We start from the raw sequence: 16,082 nt of genomic DNA on the forward strand, positions 1-16,082 counted from the left end.
GACGATGGGTTAATGTAAAGGTGGGTTTATTCTGAATTGATGACCATGTGCGATGTGACCGTTACGGGTTCGGATCGTTCCTCCGATCGCTGTTGTCTCCTCATTTTCCCGACTAGATTTTAATAAGGTTTAAAATGAGGAGACAAAGGCGAGCGCTTCGCTTCTTCAGAATCGATTCCGCTCCCTTCACTACTTTTGCATATGGTCCAAAACATTCAGCAATAACCTGTACCTTTATATTAAAAATCGTCTTATATCCCTTGTGGCTGTAATTTAGCCGATTACGGTGAACTTCTTGTCCGACTTCGTGAGAATATGAATACCCGTCTCGGTAATCACTACGTCATCCTCGATACGCACGCCGCCAAGCCCATCAATATATATACCCGGTTCAACGGTAACAACCATACCCGGTTTCAATACATCATCGCTAAGCTTGGACAAGCGAGGAGCTTCGTGAACTTCCATACCCAGACCGTGGCCTGTGCTGTGTCCGAATTGATCTCCGTATCCGTGACCTGCAATGATATCACGAGCCAATGCATCTGCTTCCCGTCCGGTCATGCCCGGTTTCAGGTTCTCCAGCGTATGTAACTGAGCTTCCAGTACAATGTCATAAATTTTGCGCAGTTCAGGTACAGGTGTACCTGTTGCAATGGTACGTGTCAGATCTGAACAGTATCCGTCCAAAAGTGCACCAAAGTCAAATGTAATTAACTCATTTTGCCCGATAGCCTTGCTGCTCGCTACCCCGTGAGGCATAGCAGAACGTTCACCCGATGCTACAATGGTGTCAAACGAAGAGGACGTTGCTCCATGTTTGCGCATGAAAAACTCCATCTCCAGATCCACTTCCCGCTCCGTCATGCCTGGTTTTGCAAACTGCAAAACGTGGCTGAATGTGGCATCTGCCAGATCTGCCGCTCTCTGCATGACCGCGATCTCGTCTTCATCCTTGAACATGCGAAGTTGTTCCACAACCCCGGATACAGCTTTCAGTTCAATAGATTGAAGTGCTTCAGCATAAGCAGAGTGCGTGCCGAATGTAACACTATCCTGCTCGAAGCCTACTTCTTTGATATTCGCGGACGCAAGCAGTTCGCGCACCGTATCCATCGGCTTAGCCCCATGCTCCACAACAGTGAATCCTTTGGCTTGCTGAGGCGCTTGAGCCATGTAACGGAAATCAGTCAACAAGAAAGCATCCTGTTCCGTAATCAGCACATATCCCGCCGAGCCTGTAAAACCCGTCATATAACGACGGTTAATCGGGTTTGTAATCAGCATTGCTCTGAGTTCACGCTCACGCATGGCTTCACGCAATTTATTAACTCGTTTGTTTTCCATCGGTAACCCTTCTTTCTCTCACATTCCCGGGTTCCCGGCTCAGGTTTGTTTGTCCAGATGACGCACAAGAGCCAGCAATCCCAGTTCATAGCTTACTTCGCCAAATCCGGCAATCTGCCCGATTGTTTCCGCTGCAATCACTGAATGATGTCTGAACGCTTCGCGTGCATGAATGTTGGATAGATGTACTTCCACTGTAGGGACTTTTACAGCATTGATTGCATCACGTATAGCATAGCTATAATGAGTAAATGCTCCGGCATTCAATATCATTCCGTCTGCTTCTCCCATCGCTGCGTGAATACGATCAATGATATCCCCTTCATGGTTCGATTGATAAAAAGCGATGGAGACGCCAAGTTCATCAGCCTGTCTGCGAATTTTGTCCTCAATATCCTTCAGACTAAGCGTTCCATAGATGCCTGGTTCGCGTACGCCAAGCATGTTCAGGTTCGGACCATTGATCACAATAATTCGTTTCATCGCTGCTCCACCCTCTCTGCAAATAACCATCTGCTATTTTAACACAGGCATTGCCGGATTGAGAAGCTTTTTTGCGCTATGCCCCTGCTTGCTCTGGCTCGCGTTTGCGTTCATCCGTGTACTCCATGGCTACCGTGTATCCAATGAACAGCCCCCATAGCAAAAAGAAGCAGATTTCCGTGATGATGGAATCCCATGTTAAACCCTTCAAAGGCTTCATCATTCCCAGTTTTGGTCCGACCAGTACAAAGAGAATCAGCCACCAGACAAGTCCATACACCATGCCGGGTAACGGCCCTTTCAATTTTCTAATCGTAAACGTGTAGAGCAAGGAAGCCAAGACCGAAAAGACAATAAAAAACAGCCACCCTGTTAAATGCCCTGCTGCGGTATATATATATTGATGTTTGAAAAAAGGCTCTGCGAGAAATCCTACAGGCACAATCGTAAAGTGCAACAGGTAGAATAGCCAGTGTAGCCCTCCCCAGATTAGACCTGCAAAGAAACCAAGCTCCAAAGCAAAGGAAAATGGCTTGGTATAGTAGTGCGCTTGACCCTGCCTCTGGGTAGGGCGCCTGCCCCTGTCTTTCGGCTGCCGTTCTCTCGGTCGTTGACCTTCATGATGTGATGTATCTTCATGCGTACGTTCTGTCATCGATATTCTCCTTCATTCAGTTGATAATCCCGCGTTATGCCCCGAATTTCCTGTCTGATTCTAAGAGGTAGTATGTTCAAAACAGGACAATCTTAACAACATCCTTCAAGCTTTGACTCACAAACTAGAAATTGGTCTTAAAATTCGATACAATAGGGTTATTAAACTGCCTTTGATTGCGAAGGCCAAGAACAGAATAGGAAGGTGAATAATTTGCCTCAACAATCCAAGCCTGTCAGCTATGGGGGGCAAGCTGTCATTGAAGGCGTAATGTTTGGTGGGAAACATGTCAACGTTACAGCTGTTCGTAGAAAAGACGGCGAAATTACGTATCTGGAAGTTCCCAAGCAAGACAAGTCCTGGGTCACGAAATTGCGGCGGATTCCTTTATTACGCGGAATTGTCAGCATTATAGATTCAAGTGTCAAAGGTAGCAGACATCTCAATTATTCTGCTGACGCCTATGCTGATGATGAACTGGAACCGGAAGAGAAAGCCAAGCAAAAAGAGAAAGAAGGTTCGGGGTGGAGCCTTAGCATGATCATTGGTGTGACCGCCGTAGCTATCCTCTCATTCCTTTTTGGTAAAGTTGTGCTCACATTGCTTCCTGTTGTTATCGAGAATTTTCTATTCAAAAATGCATTCGACAATCAGTTTTTGCATAATTTACTGGAAGGCGGCATTAAGCTGATCCTGTTACTGGCCTATCTGTGGTTAATCTCACAGACGCCGATGATTAAACGTCTCTTCCAGTATCATGGAGCGGAACACAAAGTCATTAGCGCACATGAAGCTGGTGAAGAACTGACACCGGAGAACGTGCAAAAGTACAGCCGTCTGCACTACCGTTGCGGAAGCAGCTTCATCATGTTGACTGTCATTATTGGCGTGTTTCTATACTCCCTCTTCACGTACGATAACCTCTGGGAACGTATGGGTCAGCGTCTGTTGTTATTGCCAGTTGTGCTAGGCATTTCTTTTGAACTGTTAAAGCTCACGAATTCGGTACGCGATATTCCTGTACTGCGTTATCTCGGCTATCCGGGATTGTGGCTGCAATTGCTGACAACAAAAGAACCGACCAACGAACAGGTAGAAGTATCCATTGCTTCGTTTAACCGTATGCGTGAGTTGGATGCCAAGCTTGCCAATGTCTCTGCTACATCAGAAGTACCTGTTGCAACACTCGATCCTGTGAAAGGGTGAATGATATGAACAAGCAGGCAATCTTATTTTGGACGTTCATCGCACTAGCTGCTGTTGGAGTCTTGACTTGGCTGGGAAATGCTAGTCCATCCAGGATCATTATTCCTCTGGTCGTGTTCGGAGCCGTATTCCTGCTGTACAGATATCCGCCTCGTCGCTGGGCAAGCAAAACCAAATCACCGAAGATTAAGCCATCCGCACGAACCATGGCGAAAGTCAATGCACAGTCCAGTGCCAGAAAGAGCAGTGGTTCTTCAAAGAAACGCAAGGATTATCCTTTCCAGGTGATTCAGGGACAAAAGGGTAAAAGCGATGAAGATATACCGAAATATCACTAAAAGTTACTGAATGTACAAAAAGCAATTCTCCCATGCGGAGAATTGCTTTTTTCACGTTTATACAGGAATCAGCGGTGGAGCTTCTGCTTGTTTCTTGCGCAATTCTTTTCTTTGTTTGTCCAGCTGCTCATCATACATTTTCGTATTCCACCCGTTGAAAAATTCGCTTCCAGCGGTAACACCTGAACGGTATAAAGCCGTGCTGTCCTGTAACGATAAATGAAATTGTGTTGGTTTAATGCCAAGCGTTGGTATTTTCACGGTACGAAACCGGTTAATCTGTTCGATGTAGCGTTCATCATGTGCTGTGAGCATCGTCTCCACAAGGGCCTGAAGCATGCTTAGCGGTCCTTTAATCCGGGCAGGCTCCACCTCCGTTTTGCCCACCATTTTGAATCCGACGACCGGAATAACATCTCCCCCCTGTCCCGTACGATCACCATCGAAGAGCCACAACGGAAAATTGCTAAGCAACCCACCATCCACTACGTACACGAACTGATCTTGAAAAGGAAGCCCTTTGGAGAATACTGGCGATTTGCGTATGACAACTGGATCGAAAAAATACGGAATACTGCAACTCATACGTACCGCTTTTGCCACATCCAACTTAGCAGGATCAATGCCGAACCGCCGAATATCGTCCGGCAGCACCAAGATGGTCCCATTGGATATGTCCGATGCGGTTATAAGCAACTTGCCTTTCGGCAAGTCAGCGAATGTGCGAATCCCTTTTTGCTCCAGCATCTTGCGAATCCATGATTCCAGCGCTTCTCCCGAATACAGTCCTTTCTTCAAGAACAGCCTTGCTGCGGGTCCGATCCATCGGGTATTAAAAATGGGGGAACGACGCAGCAATGAAATAAAGGGTGTTTTCTCAATAATGTCTTTCATCTCTTCGGCCCGATAACCGGCGGCCAGCAGCGCAGCTACAATGGAGCCGGATGACGTGCCAGCTACCCGATTAAACTGAATGCCACAATCTTGAGCACCCTGAACAGCACCTGCAAGCGATATTCCCTTGACGCCTCCACCTTCAAATACCGCGTTAATTAACATCACAAAAAACCCCCGTTCTCCAGGCAGCACATTTCTACTGCCACTCTATGAGAACAAGGGTTTGTCTTATCACTATGTTGTTAAAATGTTTTATAGACCATAGTAGGCTTTCAATTTGGCAATCAACCCAAGTGGGTTCTTCGTCAGGTACTGTGAGCTAAAGAAAATGTCTCCTTTGACCGAGCCATACTTTTTGTTGTAGTTCAGCTGATCGATGATCTCCTGTGATGTCTGCCAGCCAATCTCCGGCGTGCCCAGCTTATAAGGAGCGTGACCAATGTACAATTTTACATTTGTGTTAGCCACTTCATTCGCCCACCAGTCCACAACTTTGTCGTATCGAGCTGCGCTTAGTGTCATACTCCAATACACCTGAGGAGCGACATAGTCGATCCACTCCTGATTGATCCATGTCCGCACATCTGCATTCATGCTGTCATACGCGGTTACTCCGGCTTTGGTATCAGAGCCGGTCAGATCAACAGATTTATTACGCCATACACCGAATGGACTAATTCCATATTCAACGTTCGCTTTTACCCTATGAATGCTCTGTCCGAGCTGCTTGACGAACTGATTAATATTGTCCCGACGCCATTCAGCACGGTCTTTCGTATTCAATGTGTTATAGGTTTTGAAGGCTGCATCATCATTAAACGTCACATTGGATGGATAGAAATAATCATCCAGGTGTACACCATCAATATTATATTGATTGACCACTTCCATGATTGTATCGATAATATGCTGTCTGGCTTCCGGGATGCCCGGGTTAATATACATTTTGCCGGATGCATTCACAATCCAGTCGGGATGAAGCTTGGAGATGTGGTTTGCAGCCAGATTGGATGAACTCGTTGAGTTGGTCGCCCTAAACGGATTAAACCAGGCATGGAACTCCAGGCCCCGCTTGTGAGCTTCCTCAATCATGAAGGCGAGGGGATCATAACCTGGATCTTTACCCTGTGTCCCTGTCAGCACACTGTTCCAAGGTACCAGACCTGAAGGATAGAGGGCATCCCCGTTTGCTCTGACTTGGACAAATACGGCGTTAATGCCCATGCCTTGTAATGTATCAAGCTGTTTCGTATATTCTTGCTTTTGCTTCTCTACATTTCCCTTCGCCCCGGATGAAGGCCAGTCTCCATTTACAGTGGAGATCCATGCTCCCCGCATCTCTTCAGATGCCGGTACAGTGCCTGTGCCTCCAGGCTCTGCCGGGATTGCCGGAGTTGGTTCAGGTGTTGGTGTTAAAACGTCTCCTGTGTACAAATCAATGGTCTGGGCTGATTGGTTCCAATTCACCCGAATGCCAAGGTTCTCACTGACAAATCGAATAGGTACCATAACCCGACCCTGTTTCAATTCTACCGATGCATCCAGACCAACTACAGCGTTATCCACGTTCGCCTGCTGACGTCCACTTGTCATCGTGATGACGGAATCGGACTTCTGGATGGTCACGGTACGAGTAGCCTGAGACCATAGTACAGATGCACCCAGTCCTTCGCTAATGACACGCAGAGGTACCATCGTTACATTGACCTTGGGCAAGATGTATGGTGATACATCCGATTCCAAGCGGTTGCCGTCCAGAAAAATAGCAATCTCCTTCTGTCCGGCTGCTTGTGCCGTCATGCCTGCTGTCTGTAATCCAAGTACAAAAATGAGCAGCAGCATCAATCCTTTACGAACATTCATTAGTGCAGTCCTCCAAAATCATTATAAATTTGCGGTAAATTCTACTAGTTTAATAGACGCTCCTATCGATCGTTTAGTTGCGATAATTCGCCAAATTATGGTGTTCATGCAAACAAAAAAATGCTTCCTGCCATTAAAACGGCAAGAAGCATCCTTTGATCACAGGATACAATTCATTGTATATTACTTTGTTTAATGTACTGCTGGAACTCAAGACTCCGTATTACTCATGACGTCCTGAAGATTTTTGAGGTCACGTAACCGACTCTCATCCTGACGGAAGTATTCAACCAAGGACTCAATACATGTAATGGAGTCCCAACTCAGGTGATGTTCAATGCCTTCCACATCATTGTAGATATTTTCTTCCTGAACACCAATCGTTGTCAAAAATTGTTCAAGCAGATGATGGCGTTCCATCAAACGTTTGCCCATCTTTTTGCCTTTTGGCGTAAGCACCAGTCCGCGGTACTTCTCATAGATCAGGTACTCGTCTTTGTCCAGCTTTTGGATCATCTTCGTCACCGATGAAGGATGCACTTCCAGTCCTTCAGCTATATCAGACACACGAGCATAGCCCTTTTCATCAATTAATTTGTATATACGCTCCAAATAATCTTCCATACTGGGCGTTGGCATCTGCTTCCCTCTTTTCTCTCTGACCGGCCCCTATTCGTGCCTGGTCCCTATCTTATAATGATACATGTTATCAATACGCATTGGCAAGTCCTGCACATTTCGCAGCGCACGGTACACAAGTAATTGGCAGGCGTGACTTTTCACCGAACGAGGCAAACTAAGCTAAGTTCCGCATCGAAAGGAGTGATTTCGTGAGTACAAGTGTAGCTCAACCGCCAGTTCGCAAAGCAAAAGGTACTAAACCCTTTATTCCCGATTTGGTGTACTTTGAACCCGGTGCGCTGGAATATGATAAAGGTAAACGTATTATGGAGTGGGTGACTTCCAAAGACATCCCTTATCAGATGACCACATCGCATAACCGGATCACGAATCTACCAGGTGAAACCGAACAAGAAAAGTACCGGATGGCGAAGCGTACTCTGGTCGTTGGTGTGCGCAAAACACTCAAGTTCGACCAGTCGAAACCTTCAGCGGAATATGCCATTCCTATCTCTACAGGCTGTATGGGACACTGCCATTATTGTTATCTTCAAACTACACTTGGTGCCAAACCTTATGTCCGGGTGTACGTCAATACCGAGGAGATCATTCAGGCTGCCAAAGGGTATATCGAAGAGCGCGCGCCAGAAATCACTCGATTTGAAGCCGCCTGTACGTCTGATCCCGTAGGACTCGAGCATATCACGGAGAATTTAAGTGACTTGATCCGTTTTATGGCGGAAGAAGAATATGGACGCTTGCGCTTCGTAACCAAATATCATCACGTTGATCCGTTGCTGAACATTAAGCATAACGGCCACACCCGTATCCGGTTTAGTGTCAATTCGGATTATGTCATCAAAAACTTTGAACCGGCTACCTCCAGATTTGAGGAACGCATAGAAGCTGCTGGCAAAATTGCACACGCAGGTTACCCTCTTGGCTTCATTATCGCTCCTATTATGTGGTATGAGGGCTGGGAAGAAGGATATTCCGAGCTGTTGCAGAAGCTGGCAGATACACTTCCAGAGGAAGCAACCAAGGACCTTACGTTTGAGATGATCCAGCACCGTTTTACCAAAACGGCCAAAGCGACCATTGAAAAGCGTTATCCTAAAACCAAGCTGGAGATGGATATCGAGAAACGCAAGATGAAATGGGGCCGCTGGGGCCAGTACAAGTATGTGTATAAAGATGATCAGCAAGATGCGCTGCGCGAATTCATTACGGAACGGATCTTTGAACATTTTCCACTAGCCAATATTGATTACTTCACCTAAACGAAAAAACGGGACTGCCCTGCACGAATAGTGATGTTGGTATAAACATTCACATAAAACGATTAAAAAGCAGGTTACATGACCCAGAGTGACTCTGGTTAACATGTAGCCTGCTTTATCATGCATAATAAAAATCTAATTTCAGTTCATCCGTTTAAATAATCATCCAGTCTGGTGTAATCTGCTGCAACCAGATCGTAATCTTCGTCATCTGGTCTGTAAAAAGCAATATTCCAAGGAATAGCATCAATGCTCCCCCGATTTTCATCATGACATTGGAATACCGTAAGATCCAGCGTGTCGAACCAATAAAAAACGCCAAAATGAAGAACGGGATGGCGAACCCTGCAGTATAACCTGTAATCAGCGCCAGCCAGGTGGTGGGTTCACTCGCAGCCATTGCAATAATCGCTGTTAGAATAGGCCCAATACAAGGCGACCATCCTGCTGAGAAACCGATACCAAATATGAAAGAGCCCAGATAGCCTGCTGGTTTCCACTTCATATCCATCTTTCGTTCCTTCATTAGAAACTGCGGTTTGAACACACCAAGCAAAAATAACCCCATAAGCATAATCAAAATCGCAGACAATTGCCGAATCAGTTCCCGGTTATCATTGAAAAATTGGCCAAACAGTCCGGCACCCAAGCCAAGCGAATAAAACACAGCCGAAAAGCCCAGAATAAACGCCAGCGTGTGCGTCATGGTCTTAAAGCGGACTTCTCGCTGATTGCGGTCATCCTTCAATTGTTGCACCGTCATCCCTGTAATGTAAGAGAGATATGACGGATACAACGGAAGACAGCATGGTGATATAAATGAGACCAAACCTGCTACAAAAGCCATCCATACATTAACATCAGGCATGAAGCGGATGTCTCCCTTCCCCGAGCTCACGTGCTTGCTCGTTCCGTCGTCAGGCTCGGAACCCTTTTTTTCCAATCATCGTCAGAATCAGCATCATGATCAGCAATAATACGATCGTTGCTCCAGGTGCGAGGTTCCAAATGCCTGCAACAACCAATCCAAGGACTACAGCAATTTCACCGATCACCACGGACAGAATTATCGCGGATTTGAAACTTCGAGCCATTAACAGGCTGACCGCTACCGGAATGGTCAATAACGCTGACACCAGTAGTGCGCCGACAATCTTGATCGCCGTACTAATAACGAGTGCTGTCATTACAGTGATTAACATGTTCAGAATTCTTACAGGCAATCCTGTAACCGCTGCTGCATCTTCCTCAAAGCTGAGCAGGAAAAATTCCTTATGTAACAATGCCACTACAATCACCACGATCAGCGTAACCACACCTACCAGCTTCAGATCCGTAGCGTCTAAGGTATATATACTGCCGAACAAATAACTCATGACATCTGCATTATATCCTTTGCCCAGCGTGAAGAACAAGGAAGCAAGAGCGACGCCACCGGACATGATAATGGCAATCGATAATTCGGCGTAACTCTTATACGCTTTGCGCAATTTCTCTATCGCAAATGAAGCAAGCACGGCAAATATCAAGCCCACCGCAATTGGATACACTTCAATCAGGAATCCAAGTGCAACCCCGGCGATGGTCACATGAGACAAGGTGTCTCCGATCATGGATAACCGCCGCAAGACCAGGAACAGTCCGATTAACGGAGCGGTAATGCCGATTAGCAACCCACCCGCCAGCGCACGCTGAAAAAAATCACTCATTAATATTTCCAAAACAAACACGACTCCTTCGGCCTTACTTACTCTAATCTAATGGGCCATACATACGGCTAGCGTACCTGTGCAGTGGTATGTTGCAGATTGGTTTCTGCACAATCCTGTACCTCATGCGAATGACGAACATGGAAATTAATTTTGCCATTCGTTACGGCAGCTTCAGAACCCAGATAACTCTCCATCCGATCCATATCATGAGACACCATCAGAAAAGTCATGCGGTGATGTTCATGCATATGGGTAATCAATTCAAAGAAACTGGCCTGTGATTCGGCATCAATACCTACTGTGGGTTCATCCAGAATCAACAGATCCGGGTGATTGATAAGCGCTCGTGCCAAAAAAACACGCTGCTGCTGTCCACCGGACAATTGACCAATTCGTTTATTCGCCAGATCTTCAATCCGCATAACCTGCATCGCATCTGTGCACTGTTGCTGACATTTGCGAGACATACGACGGAACATGTTTTTGTTATTGTACAAACCGGACATAACCACTTCACGAACAGTTGCAGGGAATAACGGATTAAACGCATTCTTTTGAGGTACATACCCGATTCGTTCCCAGTCCTTGAACCTGCGGATCGACTCTCCGAATAGCTTGATATCTCCCTGCGCAGGAGGAAGAAGTCCTACCAGCATACGCAGCAATGTCGTTTTTCCCGCCCCATTGGAACCGATAATCCCGACAAAGTCCCGTTCCTGGGCCATAAAATTGAGATTCTCAATCACTCGCTGGTCCCCGTAGGAAAATGATAGTTTCTCGATCTCTATAATTGGATCATGACATAGTGGCATGATTTGCTGCATGGCAAAGCCGCCCTTCATTATATATAAGGATTGCATAGCGTTCTAAGAGCCTTCACCGCGAACGGTAAAGACTCTTCGACCTGAATCCTTCATTCTATCTTATTTTAATGCGATCAGCAGATTTTGCAAATTTTTCTCCATCAGGGTGAAATAATCATCCCCGTTGGTTGCCTGCTCCTTGGTCAATCCTTCAACAGGGTTAAGAACCATAGTCTCCACTCCTGCTTCACTTGCCAGTGTTTTTGCCAATTTGTCAGATACCAGCTCTTCGAAGAAAATGTACTTAATGCCTTCATCTTTAACCAGTTTCGCAAGTTTCACAATATCCTGCCCTGTCGGTTCAGCATCCGGGGAAAGTCCCATAATGGCATGCTGAGTTAGTCCATAATCACGTGCAAGGTAGCCGAAGGCCTGGTGCGAGACAACAATTTCCTTGTTTGGCACTTTAGCCAATTCATCTGTAAAATGCTGATCCAGCGTCTCAAGCTTGGTACGAAGCTCTTCATAACGTTGTTCGTAACCTGCTGTGTGATCAGGATCTGCCTCAACCAGACTATTTTTGATGTTTTCAGCCATGATCATAGCAGATTTTGGACTAACCCACGTATGTGGATCAATATGATGATCAGCGACATCTTCTTCATTGGTAGCCTCATCTGCATGTTCGTCTTCATGCTCTTCGCCGTGACCGTGCCCATCGTCACCCTCTGCGGTTAACAGCTTCACGCCTTCGCTGACGGCAACAGACTTCACCTTTGTATCGCTATTCAACGACTTTAGGAAATTAGGCACCCATCCTTCCAGTCCAGCTCCATTATAAAAAAACAACTGTGCCTTGGACGTATTGACAATATCCTGACTCTTTGGAGTCCAGTCATGTGGTTCTACTCCTGTTGGCAGCAGGTTAATAACATTGGCATCTTCACCACCAATTGCAGCCGTAAAAGCATACACAGGATAAAATGTCGTCACCACGTTTACCTTACCTTCTACAATCGTCGCACTCTTGGAGTTATCCTGCCCACACGCAGACAATACCAGTAAACTGAGAATAAGGAAAGCAGTCCACAGTAACTTCATATTGCCTCTTTTGCTTGTCTTCCCTGTCCGGTTATCCGGAACTTGATGTTGCACTTTATAAAATGTCATTATGATTCACTCCGTATCTCTTAATCGTAAACATTACTGAAAGAATTATAGGTAACATGAACCCACTTGTCAAGCTATACCTTCCTATTCATTCTTTCCTGAAGTACGGAGTTATAACAGTATATGCTTGTTCTCTACCCGTCAGATATGAAATTATATCAACAAAAAAGGGACCCGAATTACATCGGGCCACCTTGAGTTATAGATACGACAATATTTGAATCAATTTCATAACTCATAAAAAAGGATTATGATTTGATTCTTTTTATTTTACTTGTGCGCCATTAGGCATGTTGTCTGGTACTGTTGCAAGTGTAAGCTGATCGCCATGGGATGCAGCAAGGATCATACCTTGAGACAGTTCACCACGAAGTTTCACCGGTTTGAGGTTAGTTACACAGATGACTTTGCGTCCAACCATCTCTTCTGGCGAATAGAACTTTGCGATTCCAGAGACGACTTGGCGCTGCTCATAACCCAGATCGAGCTGCAATTTCAGCAACTTATCCGCTTTTTTGACAGGTTCGCAGGAGATGACTTGAGCCACACGCAGTTCAACTTTAGCAAAATCGTCAATGCCGATCTCTTCCGTACCTTCAGGTGCAGTTACCGGTTCAACAGCTGCCGAAGCTCCAGCCTCTGCTTGACCTGCTTCAGGCTGTGCCGCTTTTTGGCCGCCAGTCATCGCTTCTGAGATATAGGCAATTTCCTGTTCGGAATCCAAACGCGGGAAGATTGGATCACCTTTTTGCAAAGCGTTTCCAGCCGGAACCAGCCCCCATTGCTTGGCTGTATCCCACGCCGTGAGTTCACCTTCCTGAATGCCGAGCTGTGCCCAGATTTTATGCGGAGCACGTGTCAGGAACGGTTGCAACAGAATGGATGCAATGCGCAAGCTTTCGATCAGGTGAGCCATAACGGATGCCAATTCATCGCGTTTTGCTTCATCACGAGCCAGCGCCCATGGCTGCGTCTCATCAATGTATTTATTGGTGCGGCTGACAAATTGGCTGATCGCCGTCAGTGCTACGGAAAACTGCAGGTTTTCCATCGCCTGTTCCACTTTTTCTACTGTAGCATGGCCTGCTTCTTCCAGCGAAGCATCAAATTCCGTTACATTCGATGCAAACGCAGGGGCTTTGCCTTCAAAATATTTGTCTACCATGGCAACTGTACGGTTCAACAGGTTACCCAGATCGTTCGCAAGGTCGGAGTTTACACGTTCTACGAAGCTCTCCGGTGTAAACGTACCATCGGAACCAAACGGTACTTCACGCAGCAGGTAATAACGCAGTGCATCGAGACCATAGCGGTCAATCAGAGTCACTGGATCAACCACATTGCCTTTGGATTTGGACATCTTGCCATCCTTCATCAACAACCAGCCATGTGCAAACACTTTCTTCGGCAAAGGCAGATCCAATGCCATCAACATAATTGGCCAGTAGATCGTATGGAAACGAACAATTTCTTTACCTACCAGATGTACATCCGCAGGCCAGAACTTGTTATACAGGGATGCATCGGATGAACCATAGCCCAGAGCTGTAATATAGTTGGACAGCGCATCAATCCACACGTAGACCACGTGTTTTGGATCGCCTTTAACTTTGACGCCCCATTCAAATGTAGTACGTGATACAGCCAAATCTTCAAGACCCGGCTTGATGAAGTTGTTGATCATCTCGTTCTTACGGGATTCCGGCTGAATAAAGCCCGGGTTCTCTTCATAATATTTCAACAAACGATCTGCATATTTGCTCATACGGAAGAAGTAGGATTCTTCTTTGACCAATTCAACGGGGTGGCCGCTATCCGGGCTCTTGGCTGAGATAATCTCGCCCTTCTCATTCTTCTCTACATCCACCAGTTGAGTCTCCGTGTAATACGTCTCATCTGGAATGCTGTACCAGCCTTCATACTCACCTTTGTAGATATCTCCCTGTTTCAGCAAACGGTCAAAGATATCCTGAACGACGGTTTTGTGACGCTCTTCAGTTGTACGGATAAAGTCGTCATTGGAAATGTCCAGCTTGTTCCACAGTTCCTTGATTCCCACAACGATATCATCGATAAAAGCTTGCGGAGTCTGTCCTTTCTCCTGGGCCTTACGCTCAATCTTCTGGCCATGTTCATCAGTTCCTGTCAGATAATGAGCATCATAACCACGCAGACGCTTGTAACGAACCATCGCATCTCCCGCCACAGTTGTATACGCGTGCCCAATATGCAATTTGTCACTCGGATAATAAATCGGGGTTGTTAGATAAAATGTTTTTTGGTCAGCCATGAATGACTTCTCCTCCTTCAAATGGTCCTGCTTCATGTGATCCTTTCGTCCAAAACAACTAAAAAAGAACACAAAAAACTCCCGCCCCTATGGGACGAGAGTTGCTCTCACGTGTTACCACCCAAATTCCCCATGTTTTTCGCAAAACACAGGCTCTGTCGGTCCTTCGACCGCCCATTAACGCTGGATCACGCCTCAGCCTTACGACAGCAGCTCTGAAATCGCTGTCTGCACGCTCGAAAGAGGTTCCTCCGGGACCATGTTCCATCCTCCTCCCAGACCGGTTCTCAGCTCATCCGGCTCTCTGCACTGGGGGTGTGTCTGTACTTATCCCTTCACTGGAAATCATATAGAAGTTGTTCAAAAAGTAAAACCAGACTTTTGAACTTGCACATATAGGAAAAATATACTGAAATGCGGGCCCCTTTGTCAAGTGGGCAGCAGCCTCGATTTCAATTCCAGTTTGCTTCACGGCCACCCGAATACTTCAGGTTATAACGTTACTCGGATACCAGAGTAGACTTCTCCGCCTTTGGTGGCACCAGATCTACACCACCTGGATGAAACGGATGACATTTGGCAATACGTTTCGCTGTTAACAACGAGCCTTTGAGCGCACCGTGCACTTCAATCGCCTCCATGGCATAAGCCGAACAGCTCGGATAGAACCGACATGTTGGCGGCGTTAATGGAGAGATATAGTTGCGGTACACACGAATGGGTGCCTGAGCGATTCTGCGCGATAACTTCATCGTCAGTGCTTCCCGTGAGCGTGATGTCCCGACGCCGCTTTGGCAGGAGCATGCTCAGCACAGTCCTTGCAATAGCCAAACACCTCAAACTTGTGGTCCACAACCTGAAATTGTTCAGGCGCATCCGCAAGCTGCATCGGGCAAAAAATAATAGGATACGTCTTCTGACACTTCAGACAGATCATATGATGGTGATGATGATCTTCACTACAGTGTGCTTTGAATTTAACGCCATCTTCGAAGATGACCTGTTCCAGTACACCCAGTTCCTGCATCACCCGCAGATTCCGATATACTGTGTCAAAACTCAGTCCGCTGTAAGTCTTACCCATATATTCATAGACGTCCTTGGGTGTAAGATACCCGGGGGACTCGGCAAATAACCGGGCCAGTGTTTTCCGCTGATCAGTAATGCGGAGCCCCTGTGAGGACATAGTCGAAATAATCTGTTCTGTCGACAGCATGATCTAAAGCACCTCCTGTCTTACGAGCATTTTGCCTCTTCTGTATACATCTAATAATGCATCAAATTACGATTAGAGTCAACGAAGACACCGGGTTAGGTCATTCCAACAACACATAAAAAGGACTCCATACACATGCATTGCCATTACGTTTAGCTTTGAGCTAATGACATTACATATTAATGGAGTCCCTTCCTGACG

At 46.2% G+C, this 16,082-nt stretch carries 16 protein-coding genes; 3 read left to right on the forward strand and 13 right to left on the reverse strand.

Translation table 11 applies throughout. The annotated features are described in order from the left end of the window. Positions 1-273: 273 nt before the first annotated feature. From NLBNIHML_RS06990 to NLBNIHML_RS07000, 3 genes are all read right to left on the reverse strand, one after another. A complete protein-coding gene (locus NLBNIHML_RS06990; RefSeq protein WP_494354073.1) occupies positions 274-1,347 on the reverse strand; it encodes a M24 family metallopeptidase in 1,074 nt (357 codons plus the stop codon). A gap of 39 nt (positions 1,348-1,386) precedes the next feature. Further along, the gene (aroQ, locus tag NLBNIHML_RS06995; protein ID WP_339235497.1) at positions 1,387-1,830 is read right to left on the reverse strand and encodes a type II 3-dehydroquinate dehydratase; all 444 of its coding nucleotides are present in this window, start codon (positions 1,828-1,830) and stop codon (positions 1,387-1,389) included. 76 nt (positions 1,831-1,906) lie between these two features. Further along, entirely contained in the window at positions 1,907-2,485 is a 579-nt protein-coding gene (locus NLBNIHML_RS07000; protein WP_339235499.1) for a YqhR family membrane protein, read from the reverse strand. Between the two features lie 213 nt (positions 2,486-2,698). Here NLBNIHML_RS07000 and NLBNIHML_RS07005 point away from each other — a divergent pair, with 213 nt between their 5' ends. Both NLBNIHML_RS07005 and NLBNIHML_RS07010 read left to right on the forward strand, forming a co-directional pair. Beyond that, positions 2,699-3,691 (forward strand): DUF1385 domain-containing protein, encoded by a 993-nt coding sequence (locus NLBNIHML_RS07005; RefSeq protein ID WP_062835280.1) that lies wholly within the window; start codon positions 2,699-2,701, stop codon positions 3,689-3,691. A 5-nt stretch (positions 3,692-3,696) separates the two neighbouring features. Beyond that, positions 3,697-4,029 (forward strand): hypothetical protein, encoded by a 333-nt coding sequence (locus tag NLBNIHML_RS07010; RefSeq protein ID WP_339235501.1) that lies wholly within the window; start codon positions 3,697-3,699, stop codon positions 4,027-4,029. 57 nt (positions 4,030-4,086) lie between these two features. On the opposite strand, the gene NLBNIHML_RS07015 is transcribed toward NLBNIHML_RS07010, so the two are convergent. The 3 genes from NLBNIHML_RS07015 to mntR all read right to left on the reverse strand — a co-directional run bounded on the left by NLBNIHML_RS07015 (position 4,087) and on the right by mntR (position 7,428). After that, positions 4,087-5,088 carry a patatin-like phospholipase family protein gene (locus NLBNIHML_RS07015; protein WP_342570571.1) on the reverse strand — a complete coding sequence of 334 codons (1,002 nt, stop codon included), beginning with the start codon at positions 5,086-5,088 and terminating at the stop codon, positions 4,087-4,089. Positions 5,089-5,178: 90 nt separating this feature from the next. Continuing rightward, the gene (locus NLBNIHML_RS07020; RefSeq protein ID WP_494354074.1) at positions 5,179-6,789 is read right to left on the reverse strand and encodes a family 10 glycosylhydrolase; all 1,611 of its coding nucleotides are present in this window, start codon (positions 6,787-6,789) and stop codon (positions 5,179-5,181) included. Between the two features lie 210 nt (positions 6,790-6,999). After that, positions 7,000-7,428 (reverse strand): transcriptional regulator MntR, encoded by a 429-nt coding sequence (gene mntR, locus NLBNIHML_RS07025; RefSeq protein ID WP_062835284.1) that lies wholly within the window; start codon positions 7,426-7,428, stop codon positions 7,000-7,002. Between the two features lie 191 nt (positions 7,429-7,619). Here mntR and splB point away from each other — a divergent pair, with 191 nt between their 5' ends. Beyond that, positions 7,620-8,690: a spore photoproduct lyase gene (gene splB / locus NLBNIHML_RS07030; protein WP_339235508.1), complete on the forward strand. Its 1,071-nt coding sequence runs from the start codon at positions 7,620-7,622 to the stop codon at positions 8,688-8,690. Positions 8,691-8,844: 154 nt separating this feature from the next. Here splB and NLBNIHML_RS07035 read toward each other — a convergent pair whose 3' ends face one another. The 7 genes from NLBNIHML_RS07035 to NLBNIHML_RS07065 all read right to left on the reverse strand — a co-directional run bounded on the left by NLBNIHML_RS07035 (position 8,845) and on the right by NLBNIHML_RS07065 (position 15,881). After that, entirely contained in the window at positions 8,845-9,558 is a 714-nt protein-coding gene (locus NLBNIHML_RS07035) for a cytochrome c biogenesis CcdA family protein (RefSeq protein ID WP_339235511.1), read from the reverse strand. A 49-nt stretch (positions 9,559-9,607) separates the two neighbouring features. Beyond that, positions 9,608-10,411, reverse strand: coding sequence for a metal ABC transporter permease (locus NLBNIHML_RS07040; protein WP_017687569.1), 804 nt, complete (start codon positions 10,409-10,411; stop codon positions 9,608-9,610). A gap of 56 nt (positions 10,412-10,467) precedes the next feature. After that, positions 10,468-11,226, reverse strand: a complete 759-nt coding sequence (locus tag NLBNIHML_RS07045; protein ID WP_339235515.1) for a metal ABC transporter ATP-binding protein — start codon at positions 11,224-11,226, stop codon at positions 10,468-10,470. 99 nt (positions 11,227-11,325) lie between these two features. Continuing rightward, complete coding sequence (locus NLBNIHML_RS07050) at positions 11,326-12,375, reverse strand: metal ABC transporter substrate-binding protein (protein WP_494354075.1); 1,050 nt, start codon at positions 12,373-12,375, stop codon at positions 11,326-11,328. 265 nt (positions 12,376-12,640) lie between these two features. After that, positions 12,641-14,665 (reverse strand): methionine--tRNA ligase, encoded by a 2,025-nt coding sequence (gene metG / locus NLBNIHML_RS07055; RefSeq protein WP_494354076.1) that lies wholly within the window; start codon positions 14,663-14,665, stop codon positions 12,641-12,643. Positions 14,666-15,165: 500 nt separating this feature from the next. Further along, complete coding sequence (gene yidD, locus NLBNIHML_RS07060) at positions 15,166-15,417, reverse strand: membrane protein insertion efficiency factor YidD (RefSeq protein WP_091018158.1); 252 nt, start codon at positions 15,415-15,417, stop codon at positions 15,166-15,168. A gap of 2 nt (positions 15,418-15,419) precedes the next feature. Continuing rightward, a complete protein-coding gene (locus tag NLBNIHML_RS07065; RefSeq protein ID WP_339235519.1) occupies positions 15,420-15,881 on the reverse strand; it encodes a Fur family transcriptional regulator in 462 nt (153 codons plus the stop codon). Positions 15,882-16,082 lie beyond the last annotated feature (201 nt).

The organism is Paenibacillus sp. JNU01 (assembly GCF_059130585.1).

Coding starts and splice junctions, on each gene's coding strand:
- NLBNIHML_RS06990 (WP_494354073.1), bottom strand. CDS start 1,347: ATGGAAAACAAACGAGTTAATAAATTGCGTGAAGCCATGCGTGAGCGT.
- NLBNIHML_RS07050 (WP_494354075.1), bottom strand. CDS start 12,375: ATGACATTTTATAAAGTGCAACATCAAGTTCCGGATAACCGGACAGGG.
- NLBNIHML_RS07065 (WP_339235519.1), bottom strand. CDS start 15,881: ATGCTGTCGACAGAACAGATTATTTCGACTATGTCCTCACAGGGGCTC.
- NLBNIHML_RS07035 (WP_339235511.1), bottom strand. CDS start 9,558: ATGCCTGATGTTAATGTATGGATGGCTTTTGTAGCAGGTTTGGTCTCA.
- NLBNIHML_RS07015 (WP_342570571.1), bottom strand. CDS start 5,088: ATGTTAATTAACGCGGTATTTGAAGGTGGAGGCGTCAAGGGAATATCG.
- NLBNIHML_RS07045 (WP_339235515.1), bottom strand. CDS start 11,226: ATGCAGCAAATCATGCCACTATGTCATGATCCAATTATAGAGATCGAG.
- NLBNIHML_RS07000 (WP_339235499.1), bottom strand. CDS start 2,485: ATGACAGAACGTACGCATGAAGATACATCACATCATGAAGGTCAACGA.
- yidD (WP_091018158.1), bottom strand. CDS start 15,417: ATGAAGTTATCGCGCAGAATCGCTCAGGCACCCATTCGTGTGTACCGC.
- aroQ (WP_339235497.1), bottom strand. CDS start 1,830: ATGAAACGAATTATTGTGATCAATGGTCCGAACCTGAACATGCTTGGC.
- NLBNIHML_RS07010 (WP_339235501.1), top strand. CDS start 3,697: ATGAACAAGCAGGCAATCTTATTTTGGACGTTCATCGCACTAGCTGCT.
- metG (WP_494354076.1), bottom strand. CDS start 14,665: ATGGCTGACCAAAAAACATTTTATCTAACAACCCCGATTTATTATCCG.
- mntR (WP_062835284.1), bottom strand. CDS start 7,428: ATGCCAACGCCCAGTATGGAAGATTATTTGGAGCGTATATACAAATTA.
- NLBNIHML_RS07020 (WP_494354074.1), bottom strand. CDS start 6,789: ATGAATGTTCGTAAAGGATTGATGCTGCTGCTCATTTTTGTACTTGGA.